Source organism: Fibrobacter sp. UBA3629 (genome assembly GCF_002374005.1).
GTDB lineage: Bacteria > Fibrobacterota > Fibrobacteria > Fibrobacterales > Fibrobacteraceae > Fibrobacter.
The window spans coordinates 80,758-103,935 of the sequence record NZ_DFLC01000006.1 but is presented as its reverse complement, the minus strand read 5'-3'; the positions used below and the strand labels follow the sequence as shown (position 1 = coordinate 103,935).

Below are 23,178 nucleotides of genomic sequence, written 5' to 3'. Positions count from 1 at the left end.
GCGGAGAGGCTGCGTGCGCCTTCGCCGAAGTATTCGATAATGGCGTTGGTGCCACCCTTCACGGTCAAGATGCCAGCGAGCTTCAGGATAATGTCCTTGGCGGTAGCGAAGCCCTGGAGCTTGCCGGTGAGCTTCACACCGATCATCTTCGGGTACTTGAGTTCCCACGGGAGGCCGACCATCGCGTCAACAGCGTCTGCACCGCCCACGCCAATCGCGAGCATGCCGAGGCCGCCGGCGTTCACGGTGTGGGAGTCGGTACCGATCATCATTCCGCCCGGGAAGGCGTAGTTTTCGAGCACCACCTGGTGGATGATGCCAGCACCCGGGAGCCAGCAGTCAATGCCGTACTTGGCGGAGACGGACTGGAGGAAATCGTAAACTTCCTTGCTTTCTTCCTTGGCGCGGGGGAGGTCCTTTTCGACACCTTCGCGGGCGATAATCAGGTGGTCGCAGTGCACGGAGCTCGGCACTGCCACGCGGGCCTTACCGGCGGTGGTGAACTGGAGGAGTGCCATCTGGGCGGTAGCGTCCTGCATGGCCACGCGGTCGGGGTGGAATTCGGCAAAATCCTTGCCGCGCTCGTAAGTCCTGTTCTCGGCGCCATCAATCAGGTGGCTGTAGATAATCTTTTCGGCGAGGGTGAGCGGACGGCCCAGCTGCTTGCGGGCAGCTTCAACGCGGGCGGGAATGCGGGCATAGACGCCCTGGATCATGTCGAAATTGAAAAGCATAGTCTCTTTGGGTTATAGGTTGAATTTTCGGGCGTAAAGATAGAAAATTATCGGGTCACGATGCGGTGGGCGATGTTGTTCCACAGGTTGTCGATGTGGCCTTCGCCGAGCCGCAAGCGTTGTGGGAGCGTTGGTGTGCGGTCGTAGAGCATCTGGATGTATTCGTCCTTCTGCCCGCCAAAATCAAGAATCTCGACGGTATAGACGCTCGGGATGCGCGGGCTTCGTGTATTGCGGATGGCAACGACAGTTCCCGTAACCTGCAAGGTGTACATCTTCTTCGATATGGTGAGGCTGATGGGCTCGCCTAGGTTCAGGATGTTCAGTTCGTCGGTAAAGATGTCCACTCCGTGTTCCGTCAACTTCGTGGTAATGCCCTCGATTTCGTGTCCGTCCTGCTTTTTCACCATCACGTTCTCGGCGGCAAGGACCTTCACGGGTTCGCCGTCGGAGTCGCGGCCCATCCCGAGGAACAAGCACATGGTGAGGTAGTAGGCGTTACGGAAAAGCCAGAAGAGAACGGCGAGAATTTCGATGTATCCGAGTGCGATAATCATGTAGCTCATGTGGACGATACCCGCGAGAGTGAGTACGAGCAATACGGCAAACGGGGCGATAGTCTTCCCGTCGGCCTGCGGTCGGACTGCGCGCTTGTCTTTCTGGGTCACCTTGAACTTGGAAAGCGTCATACCCAGAGTCTCTTTGACGATGGGCAAAAGCAGGAACGGCATGACGGATGTCTCGTAGATGCCGCTCCAGCGGGCGCTAATCTTTCCGTGGCTTGTGAAGCGGAGGGCCCACATCGACATCAGGTGCATCGGGAGCCAGAACAGGGCAAGGTCAACCAGAGTGCACTTGAATATCGGTACGCAGAATACGGCGAACATCAGGGGCGAAAGCAGGTAGATCAGGTTCTTGACGGGGGAGAACCAGTAAAGTACAGAACTCAGGTAACTCAGTTTTTGCGAGATGTTCAACTTGCGGTTGAACATAAACTTGAGCTGCTTTGTGGTCGCAATGACGCCGCGTCCCCAGCGGGTGCGCTGCTGGATGTGTTCCTTGAATGTCGAGGGCGCAATGCCCGATGCGAGCGGTTGCGAAAGACCGAGGCTCACAAAGCCTGCCGATTCGATCAGCATGCCTGTCGCAAAGTCTTCCGTGATGGATTTTGTGTAGAACCCGCCGATATCTTTGAGTGCCTTGCGCGAAATAATCGTGTTCGACCCGCCGTAAATCACGCTGTTTGTTGATGTCTTTGCCGCCTCGATGACGCAGTAGAAGTAGTCCTGCTCGTTAGGGACCTTCGTTTCGGCGTAGAGGTTGTGCTGGAACACGTCGGGCGTGTAGAAACTTTGCGGTGTCTGGATAAACCCGAGCGGGCGGCGCGTTTCTTCGGGGAGGCTTTCGTTGATGCGTTCGGCGTCTACAAAATAGGGGATAGTCTTGAGCAGGAATTTTCTCTGCGGAATCATGTCCGCGTCAAAAGTCACCACGTAGGGCGAACTCGTGCGGGCGAGTGCCGCGTTCAGGTTACCCGCCTTCGCGCCCTCGTTGTTCGGGCGGTCGAAGTAGTTTATCTCCAGTTCCTCGGCGAGTTTGCGCATTTCGCTACGGCGGTTGTCGTCGCAGAGGTAGATATGCACCTTGGAGCGGTCGGGGTAGTCCATGTGTTTGCAGCCGACGATGGTCTTGCGCAAAAGTTCGGGCGGTTCGTTATAAGTCGAAATGAAAATATCTACGTCGGGGTAGTCTGTGTCGGCAATTTCTGGCAGGGGATGTTCCCGCAGCTTGAGCATTCCGCTGTAGTGTATGAGCGATTCGATAAAGCCGAGGACTTCTATGGCGAGCAGGATGCAGCTTCCGATGATGGCAATCCAGCCGTAGGCATACGGGATGGAACATGTAAAGCGCCAGCATAGATAAATTAACGTAAAGAAAGTGCTCAGGAAGAGAAACAGGTCGCCGAGTAATTGCTTTGCTGGCCTGGAGTTGAATTTTTTCGCGCTTTCGTTCTTGCTGAATTTAAGAAGGTCGTCGTAGGTGCGGATTTTCTTGTTCCTGAATCTTTTCTTGATTTTCTGGAACAGGAATATGATGGCGAGCAATACAAATACGGGAGCGGCAAATATGGCCCACACAATATAGGGCTTCGTGCGGGCGAGAATCTTGAAACTCAATACGGGCTCGTAGATAAGCGGAATCTGGTTCAGGTCCTTGCCTTGGAAAAGAGCCCGCGCGTAAAGCCCCGAAAGGCTCAGGTCGGCGTCGGTAAGGGAATCTACCGCCCGGGAGTCGGAGTGGACCATGGCGGATTCCTCTTCCTTGTTCGACATGCTCCAGATGGTGTAGCTCAGGTGCAGGGAATCTAGGGTGGCGTACCACTGCTTGACGCTTTCCAGGTCAATCTTTCCGTCGCCGCTCGCTTCGCAGAGTCCGCTTTCGGTAATGAAGATGGGGGTGCCGCCGCCTACGACTTCCTTGAGGAGCGCAAGCGATTCGCCCTTGTGAGAAGTAGCATAGAAGTGGAACGAATACATCACGTTGTCGAAGGCCACCGGGTCCTTTGCCGGCTCCTGGATTTCGCGGTCGTAATTCGGGGTGCCGATGAGAATCAGCGCGTCGGGCTTGTGCCTGCGGATAACGGGGATGATGATGTTCGCGTATTCCTTGATGTCTTCCCAGGTGCAGTCGCCGTTGGGCTCGTTGCAGATTTCAAAGATCACGTTTGGGACGTTCGCGTATTCCTTTGCCATCATGTTGAAGAAATTGATGGCTTCGGCAAGGTTCTCGTTCGGGTTGTTGTCGATGAGAATATGCCAGTCCACCATCACGTACATGTCGTTCTCGATGGCGTACTGCACGCCTTTCCGCAGAATTTCGAGGTTCTTTTCGCGGTCTCCGTGCACGTAGTCGTTCGAATACATGGCTAGGCGAATCAGGTTCGTGTTCCATTCCCTGCTGAGCTGGCGGAAAAGGTTGGTGTTTACGTATTGCGGGAACCAGGTGAGCCCGTGGGTACTCGCGCCCTTGATGACAACCTGGTTGCCATGTTCGTCGAAGAGGTTCGTGCCTTCTACATGGAGCTTGCCGTTTATGGAGGGTCGGGCGTTTATGACGCTGGTCGAGTCCGCGAAAGCCCATGCGGCAAGGAGAAAGACTACGGCTGTAATCAAACGTAATTTTTTTAGATAGAAGGTCATGATTAGAAATATACGAAAAGATTTTTCTTTGTTTTAAAGGGGAATATGGGAGGGGAGAGGGTTGACCGAGGGTGCTTTTTTCTATATTTATGCATAAAATTGAATAAGCGCATAAAAGAGGATGCGCTAAGAATGGCGGTTTGTGCTATGGAAAAGAAAATGACGCTACGCGAAGCTTTCGAAAGCAAGATGTTGCTGCTGGACGGCGGCATGGGTTCAGTCATCCAGACTTACGGGATCAAGGGCGCGAACAACGACATGCTCTCCATCGAGAAGCCGGAAATCATTCTCGATATCCAGCGCCGCTACGTGGATGCGGGCGTGGACTGCCTGACCACGAACACGTTCTCGAGCCAGCGCGTAAGCCAGCACGAATACCATCAGGAACACCGCATTGCCGAAATGAACCGCGCCGCCGTGAAGATTGCAAAGCAGGCCGCGGCAGAGGCCATGGAAAAGTATGGCCGTCAGGTGTACATCCTCGGTGACGTGGGCCCCACCAGCAAGATGCTCTCCATGAGCGAAGACGTGAACGACCCCGCGAGCCGTAGCATTACTTTCGACGAACTGGAAGACGCCTACCTGGAACAGATTCAGGTGCTGGTGGATGAAGGCGTCGACGCCATCTTGATTGAAACGATTTTTGACACGCTGAACGCGAAGGCCGCCGCAAGTGCATTTACCAAGGTGATGGAAAAACGCGCTGCCGACGCCGGTGACAAAGCCGCCGACCTCAAGTCAGTCGAAGTCATGTTCTCCATGACAGTGAGCGACGCTTCGGGCAGAACACTTTCGGGCCAGACGGTGGAAGCTTTCGCCGTGAGCGTGATGCACATGCATCCGCTCTCCATCGGCCTGAACTGCGGTCTCGGTGCCGACGGCATGGTGCCTTACCTGCGCCGCATGGGCAAGGTCGCGCCCTGCTACATTAGCTGTCACCCGAATGCGGGACTGCCAAACCAGTTCGGCGGTTACGACGACACGCCCGAAGACATGGTCAACAAGATGCATGTCTATCTGGACGACAAGCTGGTGAACATGATTGGCGGCTGCTGCGGTACCACACCGGAACACATCGCCGCCATGCGCAAGATGCTGGACGCCCTGCCGGCCGATTACGAACGCCGTAAGCCCGCGCCCAAGTATGCGACGAGCCCGCTACTCCGACTCGCCGGTCTCGAGCCGCTGTTCAAGGAACAGGTGCGCCCGAGCGACGGTGCTGACAGCTGCAACGCCGAAGACTTCGTGAAGGTGGGCGAACGCTGCAACGTAGCTGGCTCCAAGAAGTTCCTGCGGCTCATCAACGAAAAGAATTACGATGAGGCGCTCGACATTGCCCGCAAACAGGTCGAAGACGGCGCCGACGTGATTGACGTGAATATGGACGATGGTCTGCTGGACGCCACCGCCGAAATGCAGACCTTCCTGAACCTGATTGCCTCGGACCCGGCCGTGAGCCGCGTACCCATCATGGTGGACTCTTCCCGGTTCGAAGTCATCGAGGCGGGCCTCAAGTGCATCCAGGGCAAGAGCATCGTGAACTCCATCTCCCTCAAGATGGGCGAACAGGCGTTTATCGAGCACGCACTCACCATCAAGCGCCTGGGGGCCGCCGTCATCGTGATGCTCTTCGACGAAGAAGGTCAGGCCACCAACTACGAGCGTCGCGTGAATATTGCCGCCCGCGCATACGACATTCTGGTGAAGCAACTGGATTTCGCGCCATCGGACATCATCTTTGACCCGAACGTTTTGACAGTCGCAACCGGCATGGCGGAACACAACGCCTACGCCATCGACTTTATCCGCGCGGTCCGCTGGATTATGGACAACTTGCCCGGCGTGCGCATCTCGGGCGGTCTTTCGAACCTTTCGTTCGCCTTCCGCGGCAACAACTACCTGCGCGAAGCGATGCATACCACCTTCTTGCATTACGCGATTCCGAACGGCATGGGCATGGCCATCATGAACCCGAGCGCGATTATCGAATACAAGACGATTCCGCTGGAACTCCGCATGGCCATTACCGAAGTGCTGTTGAACACGGAACCGGACGCGAGCGAAGCGCTCATCGAAATTGCAAGCCGCATGACCGCAGCAGCCGCTGCCGCCAAGGAAGCGGGCACCAAGTACGACCCGAAGGCGATTTTCGCCATGAGCACGGGCGCGGGCAGTTCCGACGCGGGAAGCAACAGCGTCGCCGACTCCGCGCAGGCAAAAACAACGCCCGAAGAACGCCTGCAAGAAGCACTCCTCAAGGGAACCTCCACCACACTTCAGCCCGACCTGATGGAACTCATCAACCGCGGCGATAGCCCGGTGGGAATCATCTCTGGCCCGCTCATGGACGGCATGAACGAAGTCGGTCGTCGCTTCGGTGAAGGCAAGATGTTCTTACCGCAGGTGGTAAAAACCGCTCGCACCATGAAGAAGGCGGTGGAAATTTTGCAGCCCTACATCGAGGCGGGCAAAGACGCCAACGCATCGAGCCGCGGTAAAATCGTGATTGCAACCGTCAAGGGCGACGTGCACGATATCGGCAAGAACATCGTCTCCGTGATTATGGCCTGTAACGGCTACGAGATGGTGGACCTCGGCGTGATGGTTCCCGAAGATGTAATCGTGAAGGCGGTCATCGAAAACAAGGCCGATATCTTGAGCCTCTCCGGACTGATTACGCCCTCGCTCGAAGAAATGTGCACTGTCGCGAAGGCCATGCAGGCTGCGGGCCAGCGCATCCCGATTATCGTCGGCGGCGCCACCACCTCGCCCACGCACACGGCCGTAAAGATTGCTCCGTGCTACGACGGCCCCGTATTCCACGTGCGCGACGCCGCAAGCAACCCTGGCCTCGTGCAAAAGCTCTTGGACCCGGCGACTAGCGAACAGACCATTCAAGAAAACCGCGAAGAACAGCAGAGAATTCGCGACAAGCAAAACGGCATCCAGACCGAAGCAGCAAGCGCCATGGCCGCAGCAGAGAAAACGACCGTCGAACGCCGCTACCAATGCGACTGGAGCAAGTACCAGCCCGTGGAGCCTCCGTTCATGGGCGAAAGCAAGCTCCCGCCGATTCCGCTCGAAAAAGTCATCCCGCTTATCAGCTGGGAATACTTCTTCTTTACCTGGAAGGTCAAGGCTGACCAGGAAGAAGCGCAAAAGCTCAAGGCCGATGCCGAAGAACTTATCAGGAGCCTCACGAAGCCCGAGTATGCGCTGCGTGCCGTGCAGGCGTTCTACCCTGCCGCCGGTACGGACAAATCCGTTGTTTTCAACACGGGCCGTACCGGCACCGACTCCGACCTTGTCGAAGTCGCTACGGCACGCCAGCAGAACCCGGAAGGCACTTGCCTCGCCCTCTGCGACTACGTAGCCCCTGCCAACGCAACGACAGCAAGCGTCTTTAACGCTCCCGCCGGCAAAGATGTTTTCCGCGACATCGTGGGCGCCTTCGCCGTCACCGTGAGCGACGCCTTCGTCAAACGCCTCGAAAAGCTCAAGGCCGAGCAGGGCGGCAGCGACTACGACGTTCTCTTGATGCAGACCGTCGCCGACCGCCTCGCCGAAGCAGGCGCCGAATACCTGAGCCAGGAACTCGCACGCGTAAGCAACTGGAAGGGCATCCGTCCGGCCGTCGGTTACCCCGTGCTCCCGAACATCAAGGAAATCTTCAACATCGCAAAGCTCATCGACTTTGGCAGCGTGGGCATCACCCTCACCGAGAACGGCGCCATGTACCCGCAAGCCTCCGTGAGCGGCCTCTACATCAGTCACCCCGACGTTGACTATTTCCATGTAAAGGTTTAGATTAGAAAATTCTATATTTGTAGCAATGAAAGCCATCCTGATTATTGCTCATCATTGCATTTTGCCCGGGGCCTACAAGGGCTTCGAAGGTATTTTGGACAAACTTCATCATGATTTGCCCGGCACGCGAGTGGCAAGTACGAGCCTGTTGGATTTGGAAAACGACCTGCGCACGCTCCTCCGCGAGGATGTGGAATCGGTGACGCTCCTGCCTTTTTTGCTTTTGAACGGCCAGCATACGAAAAACGATGTTCCCCGTGTGGTCGCGAAATTGCAGGCGGAATACCCGCAGATTCCTATAACGCTTATGCCCTGCCTTGGTGACTGGAAGGAATTTGCAAGCATGGTCGTGGACGGCATCCGCAATGTCCAAAATGATTTTGCTCAAAGTGCCGCAGGTACGACCTCATACCCCAACGCTCCGCAGGAGCGCGCCCATAGCTCAAGCCTCTTCTCCATCGAACTGAATCTCGAAGGCAGGAACGTTCTTGTCGTGGGTGGGGGCCGCATCGCGCTGCGCAAGGTCAAGACGCTCCTCCCGACGGGAGCCCACATTACCGTGGTTGCCCCGCAGCTCGACCCCGAATTTACAACGATATCGTCTATCGTCTTGAAAAGCCGTCCCTATGAGCCGCTCGACCTTCGCGGGATCTTTATGGTCTTTATCTGCACCGACAAGCCCGCCGTCAACGCCCAGGTTTCTAACGATGCCCGTGCCCGCCGCATTCTGGTGAACAATGCCTGTGATTACCTCGACGGCGATTTCATCGTGCCCGCCCGCATGGATTTCGGCGAAAACATCGCCGTGACCGTCTCCACGCAGGGCCGCGCCCCCTCGCTTGCCAAGAAACTCAAGCAGAAAATCCAGGAGGATTGGGGCGAAAGCTTAGTGCAAGTCGAACGCGATTTTTTACATTAAACAATAATCATTCCACATCTAACATTCCACATTTCACACTTGATATGATTATCCGTCCTCGTCGCTTACGCAAGAATGAAACTATCCGCAACATGGTTGCGGAAACCGCAGTGAACCCCGATTCCCTCGTGTACCCGATGTTCGTGGTAGAGGGGGAGGGTGTCAAGGAAGAAATCCCCTCGATGCCCGGCCAGTTCCGGTTCTCTATCGATGAAATTCTCCAGGAACTTGAATCCTGCGTCATTGCGGGCATCAAGTCCATCCTCCTGTTCGGAATCCCCAATATCAAGGATGAGATGGCGACTTCGGCCTACGATGACGATGGCATCGTGCAGCGAGCGGTGCGCTCCATCAAGGCGAAGTTTCCCGACCTCTTCGTAATTACGGACGTATGTCTCTGCGAATATATGAGCCACGGCCATTGCGGAATCATCAAGGACGGCGACGTGGATAACGACCCGACGCTCGAACTCCTGGCGAAAACCGCTGTTTCGCATGCGCGCGCGGGGGCGAACATGGTTGCTCCTTCCGACATGATGGACGGGCGCGTGGCGGCAATCCGCGCAAAGCTTGATGAGAATGGCTATGCGGATACACCCATCATGGCCTACAGCGCGAAGTTTGCGAGCGCCTACTACGGCCCGTTCCGCGATGCTGCCGATTCCGCTCCGCATTTCGGGAACCGCAAGAGCTACCAGATGGACGTGCGCAACGCTCGCGAGGCCCAGCGCGAAGTGGAACTCGACATCGAAGAAGGTGCCGACATCGTGATGGTGAAGCCCGGGCTTGCTTTCCTCGACATCTTGCGCCAGACTGCTGAAATCAGCACTGTCCCCGTGGCCGTCTACAATGTGAGCGGCGAGTACTCGATGGTGAAGGCTGCCGCGAAGATGGGCTGGATTGACGAGAATGCGATTATCCGCGAGAACCTGCTTGCGATGAAGCGCGCCGGTGCCGATATCATCATCACCTACCATGCGAAGGAAGCGCTCGAGAAGGGGCTGGTATGAACCGCACCTTGAGCGAAAAACTTTTTGCAGAAGCTAAGAACCTGATGCCGGGTGGCGTGAACAGCCCTGTTCGCGCATTCAGTAATGTAGGTGCGACGCCTCCGTTTATTGCCCGCGCGAAGGGCAGCCACATTTATGATGTGGACGGCAACGATTACATCGACTACGTGGGCAGCTGGGGCCCGATGCTCCTGGGACACGCTCACGACGCGGTAATCAGTGCTGTTGCAGAAACGGCGAAGAACGGCCTCAGTTTCGGGGCTCCGTGCGGGCTCGAATCCGAACTTGCGAAGCTCGTGATGAGCCTTGTGCCGAGTGTCGAGATGATTCGCATGGTGAACAGCGGGACCGAGGCGACGATGAGTGCCATCCGTGCGGCCCGCGGTTTTACCGGCCGCGACAAGATCGTGAAGTTTGAGGGCTGTTACCACGGCCATAGCGATAGCCTCTTGATCAAGGCGGGTTCGGGCATGCTCACGACGGGCAAGCCAAGCAGCAAGGGAGTTCCGGCGGATCTCGCGAAGTACACGCTCACGCTCCAGTACAATGATGTGGCAGGCGTTAAGGAACTCTTCGACAAGATTGGCGACGAGATTGCGGGTGTCATCGTGGAGCCTGTGGCAGGGAATATGGGTGTCGTGCCCGCGAAGCCCGAGTTTCTGCAGACGCTTTCCGCAGAAACTAAGAAGCACGGTGCGCTCCTAATTGTGGACGAGGTCATGACGGGTTTCCGCGTGGGCATCCACTGTGCGCAAGGGCTTTATGGCATTAAGCCCGACCTCACGACATTTGGAAAAATCATCGGCGGCGGTATGCCCGTCGGTGCATACGGCGGCCGGCTCGACGTGATGCAGCAGATTGCGCCGCTCGGCGGAATCTACCAGGCGGGTACGCTTTCGGGGAACCCGGTCGCGATGGCGGCGGGGCTTTCCACTATGCGTGAACTGCATACTCACCCGGAGTACTACGTTCACGCCGAAGCGATGACGAAGCGCCTGATTGCGGGCCTCCAGGATGCGGCAAAGACTGCAGGAATCCCGCTTGCTGCAAACCAGGTGGGTTCCATGGGCTGCATCTTCTTTACGGAAGGTCCGGTCACATGCTTTGCCGACGTACAGAAGTCCGATTTGGAACTCTTCCGCAGGTATTTCCTCGGAATGCTTGAAGAAGGATTCTACTTTGCTCCAAGCCAGTTCGAAGCGATTTTTGTGAGTGCTGCGCATACCGAAGACGAAATCGACCGCACAGTCGAGGCTGCGCACAAGGTTCTCAAGTCCCTCTAAAATTCTATATTTGGCGAAAAAGGTGGAATTTATGCAAATCGTAAAAGTTACTCCGAAATCTGCTGAAATTGAACGCATTTGCGGGCGCGAAGTCGCCCCGAGCAAGGAAATTCACGACAAGGTGATGCAGATCCTTGCCGACATCAAGAAGGGTGGCATCGCGAAGGCGACGGAATACGCCCAGAAGTTCGACGGCCTAAAGGGCAAGAACATCCGCGTGCCGGTTTCGGCCATCGCGAAGTCTGCCGCCAAGTGCCCGAAGGAACTGCAGAAGGCCCTGAAGCAGGCCATCAAGAACGTGCGCGATTTCCACCAGAACCAGATGGAAGAATCCTGGCTCATGGAAGGGAAGGACGGCGTGGTCTTGGGCCAGCGTATCCGCCCGATGAAGCGCGTGGGCCTCTACGTGCCGGGCGGTGCGGGAATTTACCCGAGCACCGTCATCATGAACGCTGTCCCGGCTCTCGTGGCTGGCGTGGAAGACATCGTGGTCGTGACCCCCATCAAGGGCGAAATCAACCGTGCTGTGGCATTCGTGCTGCAGGAACTCGGCATTGAAGAAGTCTACCACATCGGCGGCGCTCAGGCTATCGGCTTGCTCGCTTATGGTGCGAAGGATGCCAAGGGCAAGACCGTCGTGGAGCGCGTCGACAAGATTGTGGGACCGGGCAACGTTTTTGCGGCCATCGCCAAGAAGGAAGTCTTTGGTGTCGTGGACATCGACATGGTGGCTGGCCCCAGCGAAGTGCTCGTGATGGCCGACAACACCTGCGATCCGGACTTCGTGGCGGCAGACCTTTTGAGCCAGGCGGAACACGGTTCCGGCTTCGAGGCGGCCATCTGCATTACCGACAACATGGAAACCGCCCAGATGATTAGCGCCTGCGTGGATATCCAGGTGGAAAATTCCCCGAAGAAGGAACTCCTCGAGAAGGTGCTCGGCAACTTCGGGCGCATCCTCGTGGTGAAGGACTGGTTCGACGGAGTGGAAATAGCGAACCGCATCGCTCCGGAACACCTCGAAGTTATGACCAGCGAAGCGGAATCTATGGCGGCGCAAATCGAAAATGCGGGTGCGGTGTTTATCGGCCCGTGGTCCTCTGAGCCGGTGGGCGACTACTTCGCGGGCCCGAACCACGTGCTGCCAACCAACGGCACGGGTCGCTTCTTCAGCCCGCTCGGCGTGTACGACTTCTTAAAGCGCATGAGCATCATCCGCTACAGCGAGAAAGCCATCAAGAAGAACGCGAAGGCCATTGCCGCCGTCGCTACTGAAGAAGGCTTTATCCACCACGCTGCCGCGGTTCTCAAGAGGCTGTAGAGTCTGTTTCGATAGAAATATGCAAAAGCAAAAAAGCCGGCATTGCCGGCTTTCTTTGTCTCTGTAGGAACCTTATTCGCCGAGGCAGTTGTCCATCGCGGCGATAATCTTCTTCTTGTCCATGTGCTGGCCGATGAAGACAAGGCGGATGATGCGGTCACCGTACTTTTCGTCCCACACCTTTACGAGGTCCGGATTCTCGCGCAGCAGGCGCTTCTGCTCTTCTTCGCTCTCGCTGGCGAACCAGGGACCGAAATTCTGTGCGGAAGCCTGCTTGCCGGCCTGCTCGAACAGGTAGCTGTTGTTGCGTTCGTCCTCGAACCACACGAGGCCCTTGGTGCGGATGATGCTCGTGGGGTAGTTGTCGAGGAACGTCTCGAACTTGTCGCGGACTAGCGGGCGGCGGCGTTCGTACACGAACGTGCTGATGCCGTATTCGTCGCCATGCGGATGGTCCTTGTCGTGGTGGTGGCCGCAGTGGCACACGCCGTGCTCGTGGTCGCAGTGGCTATGGTCTTCGTGGTCGTGCTCATCGTCATGGTCGTGATGGTGGTGATGCTCGTGTTCGTCGTGGCCATCATCGTCGTCTTCGGGCTTCGTCTCTTTCATGAGTTCCTTCGCCCAGGCGGCGGAGTTCCCGACCTTCTCGAAGTCGAACTGCTTGGTATCGAGGATGTCCTTCATCTCGACCTTGCCGTAGTTCGTCTCGATCATCTTCGCTTCGGGCTGGAGCGCGCGGACAACCGCCTTCACGTGTTCGAGGTCGTTCTTGCTGATGGAATCGACCTTGTTCATTACGATGGTGTTGCAGAACTCAATCTGCTGGATAAGGAGGTTCGCGATGTCCTCTTCTTCGAGATCGTTCGAAAGCAACTTCTGGCCGCCCGCGAATTCGTCGGCGAGGCGGGCGACGTCCACCACGGAAACGACGTTGTCGAGGTGGCAGGCGAGAGGGCGTCCGTCGCGGCTCTGCAGCTGGCTGCCCGCCATGCAGATGGTCTGCGCGATAGGCACGGGCTCGCAGATGCCGCTCGCTTCGATGAGGATGTAGTCGAACTTGTTCATCTCGAGGAGTTCGGCAATCTGTTCCAGGAGGTCGGTCTTGAGGCTGCAGCAGATGCAGCCGTTGCTGAGCGGCACCACCTTTCCGGAATCTTCCTTCGTGATGTTCCCGCCCTTCTCGATGAGCGTCTGGTCGATGTTCACTTCGCCGATGTCGTTCACGATGACGGCGACGTGGTAACCCTGCTGGTTGTTGAGGACAAAGTTCAGGAGGGTCGTCTTTCCGGCTCCGAGGTAACCGGTGAGCAGCGTAATAGGTACAGATTTCATTTTCATATCCTTCGGATGAAAGTTTTTTTCTAAAAAACGCAGACTGTTCAGCCTGCGTAGTTCAATCGGAATGTCACCCTGGAGCCGTAGGCGATAGGGTCCAGAATGACTTTTCCATTTACAATTCCGGTTTATTCCCGGTGAGGCGCACGAAGATTTCTTCGTACTTCGCGAGCGTGTTCTTCACGACGTCTGCCGGAATTTCCGGACCCGGGTAGGTCTTGCCCCAGTCGAGAGTTTCAAGCCAGTCGCGCACGTACTGCTTGTCGAAGCTTTCCTGGTTCTTGCCCACTTGGTACTTGTCAGCCGGCCAGTAGCGGCTGGAGTCCGGCGTGAGCACTTCATCGATGAGCACGGTTTCGCCGTCGATTTCACCGAATTCGAACTTGGTGTCGGCGAGGATGATTCCCTTGCTGGCAGCGTAGTCGCGGGCCTTGGTGTAGATGTCGAGGGACATGCTCTTGAGTTCGGTGGCGACCTTTTCGCCCACGATGTCGAAGGTCTGTTCGAAGCTGATGTTTTCGTCGTGGCCGACGTCAGGCTTGGTGCTCGGCGTGTAGAGCGGAGTCTCGAGCTTCTGGCAGAGCTGCAGGTTGGAGGGGAGCACGTGACCGCAGATGCGGCCCGTCTTCTGGTAGTCCTTCCAGCCGGAACCCACGATGTAGCCGCGGACGATGCATTCCACGGAGTGGCGCTTCGCCTTCTTCACGATCATGGAACGGCCGCGCAGGTAGTCGGCGTGCTTCTTGAGCACTTCGGGGTATTCGTTCACGTCGGCAGTGATGAGGTGGTTCTTCATGCCGAGGTGCTTGAACCAGAACAGCGAAAGCTGGTTGAGGATTTTGCCCTTACCAGGGATCGGGGTGGGGAGCACCACGTCAAAAGCGGAAAGACGGTCGCTGGCGACCATCAGGAAGCTGTCGCCCAGGTCGTACATGTCGCGTACTTTACCCTGGTGGAACAGCGGAACTTCGGTAATGGGGGTATCAAATTTTAGACTCATAGTGCCCCCAAATATAGCAATTTACTCGACTTGCTATTCGACTTTTTCGGGCCAGGGGTGCTTGGGGTAGCGGCCTCGGAGTTCCTTCCGGACTTCGGCGTAGGTATTCTGCCAGAATCCGGTCAGGTCCCAGGTTTTCTGGATGGTGCGGAAATTCGGGGCGAGGATGTCGTAGCGGACTTTTAGCTTGCCATCGGCGATTCGGTGTTCGCCGCGGAGCTGCATCAGGTCTTCGATTCGGGCGGATATTTCGACCAGTACGCCGTCTACGCTCTGGACAGACTTCCCGTCTTCGCTGTTGTTGACGGGCTGGTAGCTATAGCGTGCGCGTTTGCCGTTCGGGAGCATGTAGTGGTCGGGGAAGGTCTTGTTGAGCCAAGGCAACATGGATTTGCCGAAATAATCTTCCACGATACCCCGGTAGCGGTCCTCGTTGATATCGCGCAGCAGGAATTTCCCGCTGGTAAGTTCGTCGAATATCAGTTCCATGTCCTCGTCGTTGAATTCGGGAAGCCCGTATTCGGGGTATAGCTTCGCGGCGAGTCGCATCTTGGTGAGGAGAGTCAGGACATCCTCGGTGAGGTAGCGTCCGCTCCAGTTTTCCTTTTCGATTTTTTCGCTCCAGGCGACGGCTGTGAGTTTTTTCAGTTCGTCGAGAACTTTCGGCGATGCTTCCTGCGTGAGGATTTCCTTGCGTGAAAGTTCGGTGCGGCCTCCGTCTGCGTTTGCCGTTTCGCGGATCTCGATACCGATGAACCGTTCCTGTCCGTTTCTCCAAAGGAGCTCGTAGCGGGTGGAGGCGCTTTCGCCTTCGAGCATCTCCTTTGCGATGGGGGCGTAGAGGTTGACCTTGAGTTCGGACTTGGTGGTCCCGGTACGGAGCATGCAGAGGGCAAGGATTGCATAGGGCGGTTCTGCAACCTGTAAACGGATGACGCTCTGGTTTGCGAGTTTGTATGCACTTCCGCTTGGGGTGGCAAGTCTGTCGGGAAAGGCTTTCAGAAGCTGCTTGCAGACAAAGGAATGGTTCCCGTCTGCCGATTCCGACGGGGCTAAGGTGTCCCTGTAATCGCGCAACTGACGGAGCGTAAACATGACTTCGCGAGGTGCTGCCGCTGTCTTTGATAGCGTATCGGCTGCGAGCGTGAGAATGTCGTAGGCGATTTTGCTTTTTTGCAAAAATTCGGTGCCGGAATGAATCCAGGCGAGAGCGGCGAGCAACAAGTCGGGAAGCTCGCTCTTGCTTTTTGCGGAAGCGAGGAGCAATGCGAGCGGGATGTTTGAAACGGGAGTGCGGATGGCCTTGAGACCTAGTTCGGTAATGGCGCCGTCCTTGATCATTCCGAAACCTTCGAGGAGCTTGGTCGCCGCAATTTCTCGGGCTTCCGGAATCGCCGTCGGGAGCGTTATTCCTGTCCCTGCGGAGGAGGAAATCTCACGTTCTAGCGCCGCTTTTTGCAGCAACAGTTCTGAGGGCTCTATCTGAGTGACTTCGGGGACGATTCCGCGCGGCATGCGCTTTTCGCTTTCCTCGCTCCACAGGCGTATGGCGCATCCGTTCTGCGTGCGTCCGCTACGGCCGCTTCTCTGGATGGCGTTCTGCATCGAGATGGGTAGCGTGCGGAGAACATTTACCTTTTCGCTGTCGTCGTAGAGGCTCACTCGTTCGATACCGCTATCCACGACGCCCGATACGTTCGGGACGGTGATGGATGTTTCCGCGATGTTCGTTGTGAATATGACCCGCGGGCGTTCGGTCGTTTCGAAAATGCGGTCTTGCGTTTCGCGGTCCTGTCCGCCGTAGAGTTCCAGGAATTCGGCGCTGTTTTGTCCGAGCGCTTCTGCGGCGGCGCTGTGGCAGCGGGCGATTTCGGCCTTGCCCGGCAAGAACACCAGGGTGGTCTGCCAGATATGGTTGTGGTAAAGTGTCTTGAGCGCCCGCACCACTTCGGCGTCGATGCCCACGCCCGATGTAAGCGACGTTCCCGTGGCGGGGGCCTGGTGGATAATTTGCACGGGATAGAGCGGGTGGCCGAGCGTGAGGCGTTTGACGCCGAGAACCGCTTCGAGTTCCTCGCGGTTCAGCGCCGCCGACATCACTGCAATTCTTGGCGCAGCCTTCTCCGGCTCTTGCTCTCGATTGACGGGGTTGGCCGGGGTCCTTCGATTGAAAAACGCGAACAGCAGGTCCATGTCGGCCTTGCGCTCGTGGTATTCGTCGAATACGATCCAGTCTGCATCCATTTTCCCGTGCAGGAGTTCCTGCAAGAAATTTCCGTAGGTCTGGAAGAGGATTCGCGTCTCCGCGCTCTTGCAGCTATCCTGCCTGAACTGGTAGCCGACGGTCTTTCCGCAGGGTTCTCCGTGCAGCTTCGCCGAAAATTGCGCCAAAGCTAACGCCGCAATCCTGCGCGGTTGCAAAACGACAACACGTCCTGTGCAGTGCTTGCTTAAAAAGTAGGGGATGAATAGCGATTTTCCCGATCCCGTGGGAGCTTCGACAAGCAGGTTGCGCGACTCCAGGAGGGCCGCTTCCAGCTTGCCTTTTTCTTCGGCGAGGGCGAGGTCTTTGTAGGTCATTCAGCTCTAGTCGAGAGAAATGGACCCATTACCTCGGGTACTTGAGCTTTTCGCCGGTGGCAACGTCCATGTAGGGCGGTTTGCCTTCGCGGAACTTCTGGTTGATGACCAGGTTTTCGATGCGGCGGCGCAGTCCCTGTTCCGTCTTGCAGAAGAAGTACACGACCTTGTTCGTGCCCGGCACGAGGAACATGGCGAGCTTGTACTTTTGCTTCACGGCGCGGCGGAAAAACATCATGTCTTCCTTTTTCGGCATCACGAGGTTGCTTCCTTCCTTCGTTTCGCAAATCATGTCGGCATCGGCGAGGAGGGCCTTCGACTTTTGCTTCAGGGCCGCGAAGTTCGGTGCGGTGTTTTTCTGGATGGTTTCAAGGTTGAATGCTCCGCCGCCTTCCTTGAGGGCCTTGCGGAGTCCGCGGAAAGCAAAAATGGCAAGAACGATGACAACGACTGCGATGAGCCAGGGCCAGTAGTTTGCAAGAAAATCAAGCATGGAAACCTCGGTGCTTCTCAAATTTTTGACGCTCCAAATATAGAAAAGGATAGGGCGTTTGGTGTGGGTTGCGGGCTTCGGAGAGGCGAATTTCTATATTTTGTAAGGTGAACCGAATTCGTAAAGTCGTATACATGGTCCTTTTCGCGCTTGTCTCGGCTGCATTTGCGGCTGCGGATTCGGCGTCTGCCGGTTGCGCGGATGGCCTGGTGGTCGCTTCGATCAACTTCGAAGGCCTCGTGCATACGAACTCCCGCGTGGTGGAGCGCGAACTCGTGAACCGCGTAGGGGAGCCTTTTGCTGCCGAAAAGTTCGAGGCTGAAAAGCTCCGCCTGCAGGACCTCGACCTGTTCACCGAGATTTCCGTTTCTTGCGAAAAGGCCGGTGAGCCTGCCGAACCGGGTCTTGTAAAACTCACATATTCCTTCAAGGAAATCTTCCGCTGGATTCCGGCACCCGCGGGCAAGAAGACCGACCGCGACGGTCTGATGCTCGGAGCCGCGCTTGCGAACATCAATGTGGCGGGCGAAGATATTCGGCTTGAGGTGCAGTACCGCACGACGGTGGACCCGTTCTTCGACAAGAACGAGGCCGCCTTCTATGCGAGTTCCCCCTACCTGTTCGGGCTTCCGCTCGGGTGGAACTTCGAGTTCCTCTTGACCGACAGTTACGACAACATCCGCGATTTCCAGGAAAAAAGCATCTTGCTCGACCTGGATTTGGAATACAAGTTCTTGCCGCACCTGTCGCTGCTGGGGACTGCCGCCTACCGTCGGTTGAGGGACTTTGCGAATCTTCCTGAATTGGGGCTTGGCTTTGCTTTCGATTATCGTGACAGCAAACTCGACACGCGCGATGGCGTGTATTTCGAATATATGCTTACGCACGTGGGCGCGGGTGAAGAATATGTTGCGTGCGGCGTCAATATCGAATCGGACGAATCAGGTGAACCGGTCGAAACGGAATCGCGCTTTTGCAACAGGGATAACGGCGAAAACTACTGGGAACTCCTGACCGATGCGCGTGCCTACAAGACCTTCGGGCGCTTTGTAACAGGTGCGACGGCGCTCGTGCGTTACCGTCCGGGCGAGGTGAAGTTCTATGATTATTACTACCATGGCGGTGCCAATACGTTCCGCGGGCACGAGGCCGACTCGGGCTCTCTCGGCGTCCACGAGGCACTCCTTACGTTCGAAGAAAGGTTCGTGCTTTTGGAACGCCGTTCCGCAAGTATTGCCGGCGTGAACTTCTTCTATGGGGTGCAACTTGTGGCCGGTCTCGACGGAAGCCTGCTCTGGGACAGGGGCCGCCCCGGCTGGGACGATTACGAGGGCGCCGTCTATGGCGGTGTGCATCTCGTGATTCCGGCACTCGACCGCATCCGCTTCGAGGTCGGCTACAGTCCCGACAGGGGAGAACCGGTGTTCTATTTCGGGCTGTTCGACAAGGTGACATCATCCAGGTGGCGCAGTCGGTAAATGGTTTTCTGCGAGCCGGAACACTTGACTATTTCATACATAAATGTTAAATTTGCGTTACTTTTTGAAGAATAAATAGAGAGTAAATAAAATCGGGCTCGACGTGGGCCCCTGGAGTATAAATGGCTATTAACTATCTCGATCTCCCTATCGGACGCAAGTATCCCTATGAAGTGGATTGCGTCGTGGAAATCGGCAAGGACACGAACCTCAAGTACGAGTACGATGAACGTCTGCATGTGTTCCGCCTGGACCGTTGCCTGCTCAGTTCGATGAGCTATCCTTGCACCTACGGATTTATCCCGAGCACCAAGGCAGACGACGGCGATGCGCTCGATATGCTCATCTACAGCCCTGCTTCCATGATGACGGGTTCCGTCTGCACCTGTCGCGTGATTGGCGCTCTCGACATGACCGATGGCGGCAAGAAGGACTACAAGGTGCTGGGCGTGCCGACATTCAACCCGCGCCCCATCAAGGATATCGGCGACGTGGACCAGATGTTCCTGCGCATTACGAAAAACTTCTTCCAGAACTACAAGGAACTGGAAGGCAAGGACGTGCAGATTGGGGAGTGGCAGGATGCCGCGTTCGCCCGTGAACGCGTGATTGCCGCGCACAGGGCCTATTTCCAGAATCAGGTCCAGATTCCCGAGACCTTCTACCAGGAACCGGAAAGCGCGGAACACCTCCCGCCCGACGAACTGATCTGATTGCGTTTGTATAGAAAAATCGCCGGATTATTCCGGCGTTTTTTTGAGGTGTTTTTTTTTGGATGCCTGGAGTGGGGCTTCGGTTGCATGTTGCTTTTTTCGGGTGTTTCTAGTCAAAAAAAATGGCGTTTTATCTAGTTTTTTTTCTATAGCCGTGCTTTTCGATGAAAAAAAAGTATATTTAGGCCATAGTTAATCAGTAAACATAAACTCTTATGAAAGGAGAACAAATGAAAAAGTCCCTTCTTGCAGTTATCGCTGCAACGCTTGTGCTTTCGTCTGGTGCCTGGGCAGGATTCTCTGTCCATGTGGATAACAGGAAGTCTGAACGCCGTAGCGATCCTCCTCCTCCGCCGCCGCGCGAACGCCTGGAATGCCGTTTCGAGAAGCCGGACTGCCGTCCCCGTGACCGCAGTTTCCGACTCGATTACCGCAACCGCCGTGTTCAGGTTGAAGGCCGCTGCGAACGTGGCGATGCCGAAGGCCGTTTCGATTACTACTGCAATGACGGTACCCGCTGGATGATCGTTGACTTCCACCGCAACCGTCCGGAACGCGTCGACTGCCTCGATCCGCGCCGTGGCCGTATGTTCGCCGCACGCAACGTGCGTGAATGCGTCGACATCCACGACCGCTAGTCTATCCTAAATTTTATAGACGGCCCCTCCCGTACGGAGGGGCTTATTTTATTCAAAATGAAGGGACGGCTACGGTGAAAAGGAGAAGGCCCCCGCGGTTGGCGGGAGCCTTCAAGTCGGGTATCTATAAGCCGGGTTCTGTACCCCTTGCGGGGCGATGACCATCTCTCTGGGCCAGTCGTTACCGACCGCCTCAAGCGACCTACCCGGATATCCAACAGCCGCGGGCCGCAGCCGGTCCTTGCGGACGGATTCCTGCTTGGTCTTGCACCGGATGAGGTTTACCGTGCCGTCCCTGTCACCAGGAACGCGGTGAGCTCTTACCTCGCCATTTCACCCTTACCTTGCTCAGGCTTGCGCCCGAACCTGGCGGTTTGCTTTCTGTTGCACTGTCTGTCGCGTTTCCGCGCCTGGACGTTATCCAGCATCCTGCCCTGTGGTGCCCGGACTTTCCTCCAGCATTGCTGCCGGCGGCCATCCGCTACCCGCAGGCAAATTTAGAAAAATGGCATGGTTCGTGCAAGATGCGTATTTTCTATATTGTGCGTGTGCGTTTCTTGATTGCTTTTTCATTTCTTTTACTGCTTGTGGCTTTTCCCGTGGCGGCCGAATTGCCGGTTGCGGATTCTACTTCCCTTTTTCATGTGGATAGCATCGTCTACGATATCGGCGATGCGTTCGACGATTCCAAGGTGCATACCAAGTACGATGCGCTTGCCTATCGCTTCTTGAACTGGATCCATATCGAGACCCGCGAGCACACGGTCCGCAAGCTCCTCCTTTTTAATCAGGGCGATTTGGCGAATCTCGACCTGATGCTTGAATCGGAACGCTTCCTGCGCGAGCAGCGTTTCTTGAGCGACGCCTCCATTACGGTCTCCGAGGATGGCGGGAAAAACATCGTGAATGTGCATACGAGCGACAACTGGACGCTGACGATTCCGGTTAGTTTCGGGTTCAGCGGCAGCGAATGGAGCTACGACAATTTCAACTGGGGTGTCGGCGTGCAGGAAAGCAACTTCCTCGGCCTCGGCCAGTTGCTCGGGTTCTATTTCGGGCATAACGAGTTTCGCGACATGTGGCAGGTGGAATACGGCGACCCGCATTTCATTTTCCGCTACAACCATCTCGATTTTCTCTACAGCTACAATACCGACGGCTACCTCGCGAGCTGGCAGATGTATGTGCCGTTCCTCAGCCGGAGCGTGAACCAGTGGGCCTACACGCTTGCAGGCCTCAAGAACGAGAGCTATTACTACGTTTATGGCAGTGGCGACATGCCTGCCGGGGCAGTTGAGTACCCGACGGACAAACCCCTGGATTCCTTGCAGAAATATAACGGCAAGAAAACGGTCGAACTCATGCAGGTAAAGAAGTTCGTGAGCGACTCGCTGAGCTTCAGGATTAGCCGTTCCTTTGGCGGAACGCAGCGTAAGATTTACCTCGGTGCGACTTACGACTACCGCAGGCTTACCGCGAGCAAGGGAGAACTTTCGCGGTACTTGTTCACCGATGGCGAAAAGTCCTATGCCATCGATTCGGCCTCGGCATGGAACGAATGGCTTCCGGAACGCAAGGATTCGAGGCTCGGCGCTTACGTTATGTATTCGAACCTGCGCTACGAGAAGATCCGCAACTTCCACAATGCGAAGTGGACCGAGGACGTGGATCGTGGCTGGACGGCGAAGGTGCAGGTTTCCAAGAACTACGAGCAGATCGGGGCTGCCGATAACGACATCCGGTTCGATTTCTGGATGAATCTCTACCTCGGTTTCGGCATGCACCACCTGACTCTTTCGTCGAATGCGCATTTTTACCTGGACCATGGCGAAAAGCACGACTTTTTCGGCCGGCTCAAGGGAGAATACATTTTCCACCCGAATGACCGGTTCTCGACGGTGCTGACCGGGCTTGCCGACTTCTATGACGATGCGCGCCTTGGCTACCAGCTTTCGCTGGGCGGCTCCGACGGCTTTGTTGGTTTCCCGACCGGATATTACACGGGACAGGCGAGGGTCTACGGCAGCCTTGAACAGCGCTGGTTCCCGCGATTCGAAATTCTCACGCTGGTTCCCGTTTTTGTCGGGTATGGAAGCATCGGCGAAACGGCGTGGAACTTCTCGGATATCAACCGCGACGACCTGGTCTATGTGCTTGGGCTAGGCGTTCGATTTGTACAGACTAAGTCCATCTCCAGGCTGGTGAACAAGGTCGACGTGAGTGTGCCCCTGAACGGGGAGCGCAAGGGGGATCTGCATTACTCCATTACGACGAGCTACTCGTTGTAGCGTCTCCCATCCTTTTGTATATTTTCGATTATGGATGAACAAAAACAAAACGAGGTCCGTTCCCTAGCGCGCAAGATAAAGTCCATGTTCCTGCGTGTAGAGGTCATCATCGGCTTTTTTGCGATGGTGGCGGGCATTGTCGTTACGGTGATGGTCTGGAACGAGGGCTACTTCGCGGGTGCGCTGATGATGGTGCTTACGGGCATCCTCAACATGTTCCTCGCTGTCAAGGAACTGGTTGCGCCGACGGACGGCATCCTGCATTGGCAGGCGGTGTTCTTCATGATAGTGCGCCGCGCCATGTTCTTCTTGAATATCGCGCTCCTTGCGCTTGTGCTCGGCACGTTCACCAATTTGATTTAATTGCTGCTCGAAACGC

At 56.2% G+C, this 23,178-nt stretch carries 16 protein-coding genes and 1 other RNA gene; 10 read left to right on the top strand and 7 right to left on the bottom strand.

The genetic code is table 11. The features are described 5' to 3' along the window. Both B2310_RS01615 and B2310_RS01610 read right to left on the bottom strand, forming a co-directional pair. The coding region (locus B2310_RS01615) for an aconitase family protein (protein WP_290728351.1) at window positions 1-734 on the bottom strand (734 nt) is incomplete at its 3' end. Between the two features lie 47 nt (window positions 735-781). Beyond that, window positions 782-3,934: a cellulase family glycosylhydrolase gene (locus B2310_RS01610; protein WP_290728206.1), complete on the bottom strand. Its 3,153-nt coding sequence runs from the start codon at window positions 3,932-3,934 to the stop codon at window positions 782-784. Between the two features lie 147 nt (window positions 3,935-4,081). Between B2310_RS01610 and metH the strand changes: the two genes are divergently transcribed. Genes metH through hisD form a run of 5 tightly spaced genes read left to right on the top strand, consistent with a single transcriptional unit; the run spans window position 4,082 to window position 12,274 of the window. Continuing rightward, the gene (metH, locus tag B2310_RS01605; protein WP_290728204.1) at window positions 4,082-7,741 is read left to right on the top strand and encodes a methionine synthase; all 3,660 of its coding nucleotides are present in this window, start codon (window positions 4,082-4,084) and stop codon (window positions 7,739-7,741) included. 25 nt (window positions 7,742-7,766) lie between these two features. Next, window positions 7,767-8,660, top strand: a complete 894-nt coding sequence (locus tag B2310_RS01600) for an NAD(P)-dependent oxidoreductase (protein WP_290728202.1) — start codon at window positions 7,767-7,769, stop codon at window positions 8,658-8,660. A 44-nt stretch (window positions 8,661-8,704) separates the two neighbouring features. Beyond that, entirely contained in the window at window positions 8,705-9,670 is a 966-nt protein-coding gene (gene hemB / locus B2310_RS01595; protein ID WP_290728200.1) for a porphobilinogen synthase, read from the top strand. Then, window positions 9,667-10,953 carry a glutamate-1-semialdehyde 2,1-aminomutase gene (gene hemL / locus B2310_RS01590; protein ID WP_290728199.1) on the top strand — a complete coding sequence of 429 codons (1,287 nt, stop codon included), beginning with the start codon at window positions 9,667-9,669 and terminating at the stop codon, window positions 10,951-10,953. The genes hemB and hemL overlap by 4 nt, the downstream gene beginning before the upstream one ends. Before the next feature lie 31 nt (window positions 10,954-10,984). Beyond that, on the top strand, window positions 10,985-12,274 hold the full coding sequence (gene hisD / locus B2310_RS01585) for a histidinol dehydrogenase (RefSeq protein ID WP_290728197.1): 1,290 nt from the start codon (window positions 10,985-10,987) through the stop codon (window positions 12,272-12,274). A 72-nt stretch (window positions 12,275-12,346) separates the two neighbouring features. Here hisD and B2310_RS01580 read toward each other — a convergent pair whose 3' ends face one another. The 4 genes from B2310_RS01580 to B2310_RS01565 form a co-directional block, all read right to left on the bottom strand. Beyond that, complete coding sequence (locus B2310_RS01580) at window positions 12,347-13,606, bottom strand: CobW family GTP-binding protein (protein ID WP_290728195.1); 1,260 nt, start codon at window positions 13,604-13,606, stop codon at window positions 12,347-12,349. 118 nt (window positions 13,607-13,724) lie between these two features. Further along, the gene (locus B2310_RS01575; RefSeq protein ID WP_290728193.1) at window positions 13,725-14,609 is read right to left on the bottom strand and encodes a phosphoribosylaminoimidazolesuccinocarboxamide synthase; all 885 of its coding nucleotides are present in this window, start codon (window positions 14,607-14,609) and stop codon (window positions 13,725-13,727) included. Between the two features lie 33 nt (window positions 14,610-14,642). Continuing rightward, window positions 14,643-17,189, bottom strand: coding sequence for an ATP-dependent helicase C-terminal domain-containing protein (locus B2310_RS01570; protein WP_290728191.1), 2,547 nt, complete (start codon window positions 17,187-17,189; stop codon window positions 14,643-14,645). Between the two features lie 28 nt (window positions 17,190-17,217). After that, window positions 17,218-17,682 carry a hypothetical protein gene (locus B2310_RS01565; protein ID WP_173366802.1) on the bottom strand — a complete coding sequence of 155 codons (465 nt, stop codon included), beginning with the start codon at window positions 17,680-17,682 and terminating at the stop codon, window positions 17,218-17,220. A 107-nt stretch (window positions 17,683-17,789) separates the two neighbouring features. On the opposite strand from B2310_RS01565, the gene B2310_RS01560 reads away from it, so the two are divergent. The 3 genes from B2310_RS01560 to B2310_RS01550 all read left to right on the top strand — a co-directional run bounded on the left by B2310_RS01560 (window position 17,790) and on the right by B2310_RS01550 (window position 20,511). After that, window positions 17,790-19,160 (top strand): POTRA domain-containing protein, encoded by a 1,371-nt coding sequence (locus B2310_RS01560; RefSeq protein WP_290728189.1) that lies wholly within the window; start codon window positions 17,790-17,792, stop codon window positions 19,158-19,160. Between the two features lie 122 nt (window positions 19,161-19,282). Further along, window positions 19,283-19,873, top strand: coding sequence for an inorganic diphosphatase (locus B2310_RS01555; protein ID WP_173366102.1), 591 nt, complete (start codon window positions 19,283-19,285; stop codon window positions 19,871-19,873). Window positions 19,874-20,103: 230 nt separating this feature from the next. Beyond that, window positions 20,104-20,511, top strand: coding sequence for a hypothetical protein (locus B2310_RS01550; RefSeq protein ID WP_173366103.1), 408 nt, complete (start codon window positions 20,104-20,106; stop codon window positions 20,509-20,511). 113 nt (window positions 20,512-20,624) lie between these two features. Here B2310_RS01550 and rnpB read toward each other — a convergent pair. Further along, an RNA gene (rnpB, locus tag B2310_RS01545) (RNase P RNA component class A) lies at window positions 20,625-20,999 on the bottom strand. A 60-nt stretch (window positions 21,000-21,059) separates the two neighbouring features. On the opposite strand from rnpB, the gene B2310_RS01540 reads away from it, so the two are divergent. Then, the gene (locus B2310_RS01540) at window positions 21,060-22,799 is read left to right on the top strand and encodes a hypothetical protein (RefSeq protein ID WP_290727123.1); all 1,740 of its coding nucleotides are present in this window, start codon (window positions 21,060-21,062) and stop codon (window positions 22,797-22,799) included. Between the two features lie 30 nt (window positions 22,800-22,829). Beyond that, entirely contained in the window at window positions 22,830-23,162 is a 333-nt protein-coding gene (locus tag B2310_RS01535; protein ID WP_173366105.1) for a hypothetical protein, read from the top strand. Window positions 23,163-23,178: the final 16 nt, after the last annotated feature.

Excerpts from the sequence above, each read along its gene's own strand:
- B2310_RS01535 (WP_173366105.1), top strand. The coding sequence starts at position 22,830 with ATGGATGAACAAAAACAAAACGAGGTCCGTTCCCTAGCGCGCAAGATA.
- hemB (WP_290728200.1), top strand. The coding sequence starts at position 8,705 with ATGATTATCCGTCCTCGTCGCTTACGCAAGAATGAAACTATCCGCAAC.
- B2310_RS01570 (WP_290728191.1), bottom strand. The coding sequence starts at position 17,189 with ATGACCTACAAAGACCTCGCCCTCGCCGAAGAAAAAGGCAAGCTGGAA.
- B2310_RS01575 (WP_290728193.1), bottom strand. The coding sequence starts at position 14,609 with ATGAGTCTAAAATTTGATACCCCCATTACCGAAGTTCCGCTGTTCCAC.
- B2310_RS01555 (WP_173366102.1), top strand. The coding sequence starts at position 19,283 with ATGGCTATTAACTATCTCGATCTCCCTATCGGACGCAAGTATCCCTAT.
- hemL (WP_290728199.1), top strand. The coding sequence starts at position 9,667 with ATGAACCGCACCTTGAGCGAAAAACTTTTTGCAGAAGCTAAGAACCTG.
- B2310_RS01600 (WP_290728202.1), top strand. The coding sequence starts at position 7,767 with ATGAAAGCCATCCTGATTATTGCTCATCATTGCATTTTGCCCGGGGCC.
- metH (WP_290728204.1), top strand. The coding sequence starts at position 4,082 with ATGGAAAAGAAAATGACGCTACGCGAAGCTTTCGAAAGCAAGATGTTG.
- hisD (WP_290728197.1), top strand. The coding sequence starts at position 10,985 with ATGCAAATCGTAAAAGTTACTCCGAAATCTGCTGAAATTGAACGCATT.
- B2310_RS01565 (WP_173366802.1), bottom strand. The coding sequence starts at position 17,682 with ATGCTTGATTTTCTTGCAAACTACTGGCCCTGGCTCATCGCAGTCGTT.
- B2310_RS01550 (WP_173366103.1), top strand. The coding sequence starts at position 20,104 with ATGAAAAAGTCCCTTCTTGCAGTTATCGCTGCAACGCTTGTGCTTTCG.
- B2310_RS01580 (WP_290728195.1), bottom strand. The coding sequence starts at position 13,606 with ATGAAATCTGTACCTATTACGCTGCTCACCGGTTACCTCGGAGCCGGA.
- B2310_RS01610 (WP_290728206.1), bottom strand. The coding sequence starts at position 3,934 with ATGACCTTCTATCTAAAAAAATTACGTTTGATTACAGCCGTAGTCTTT.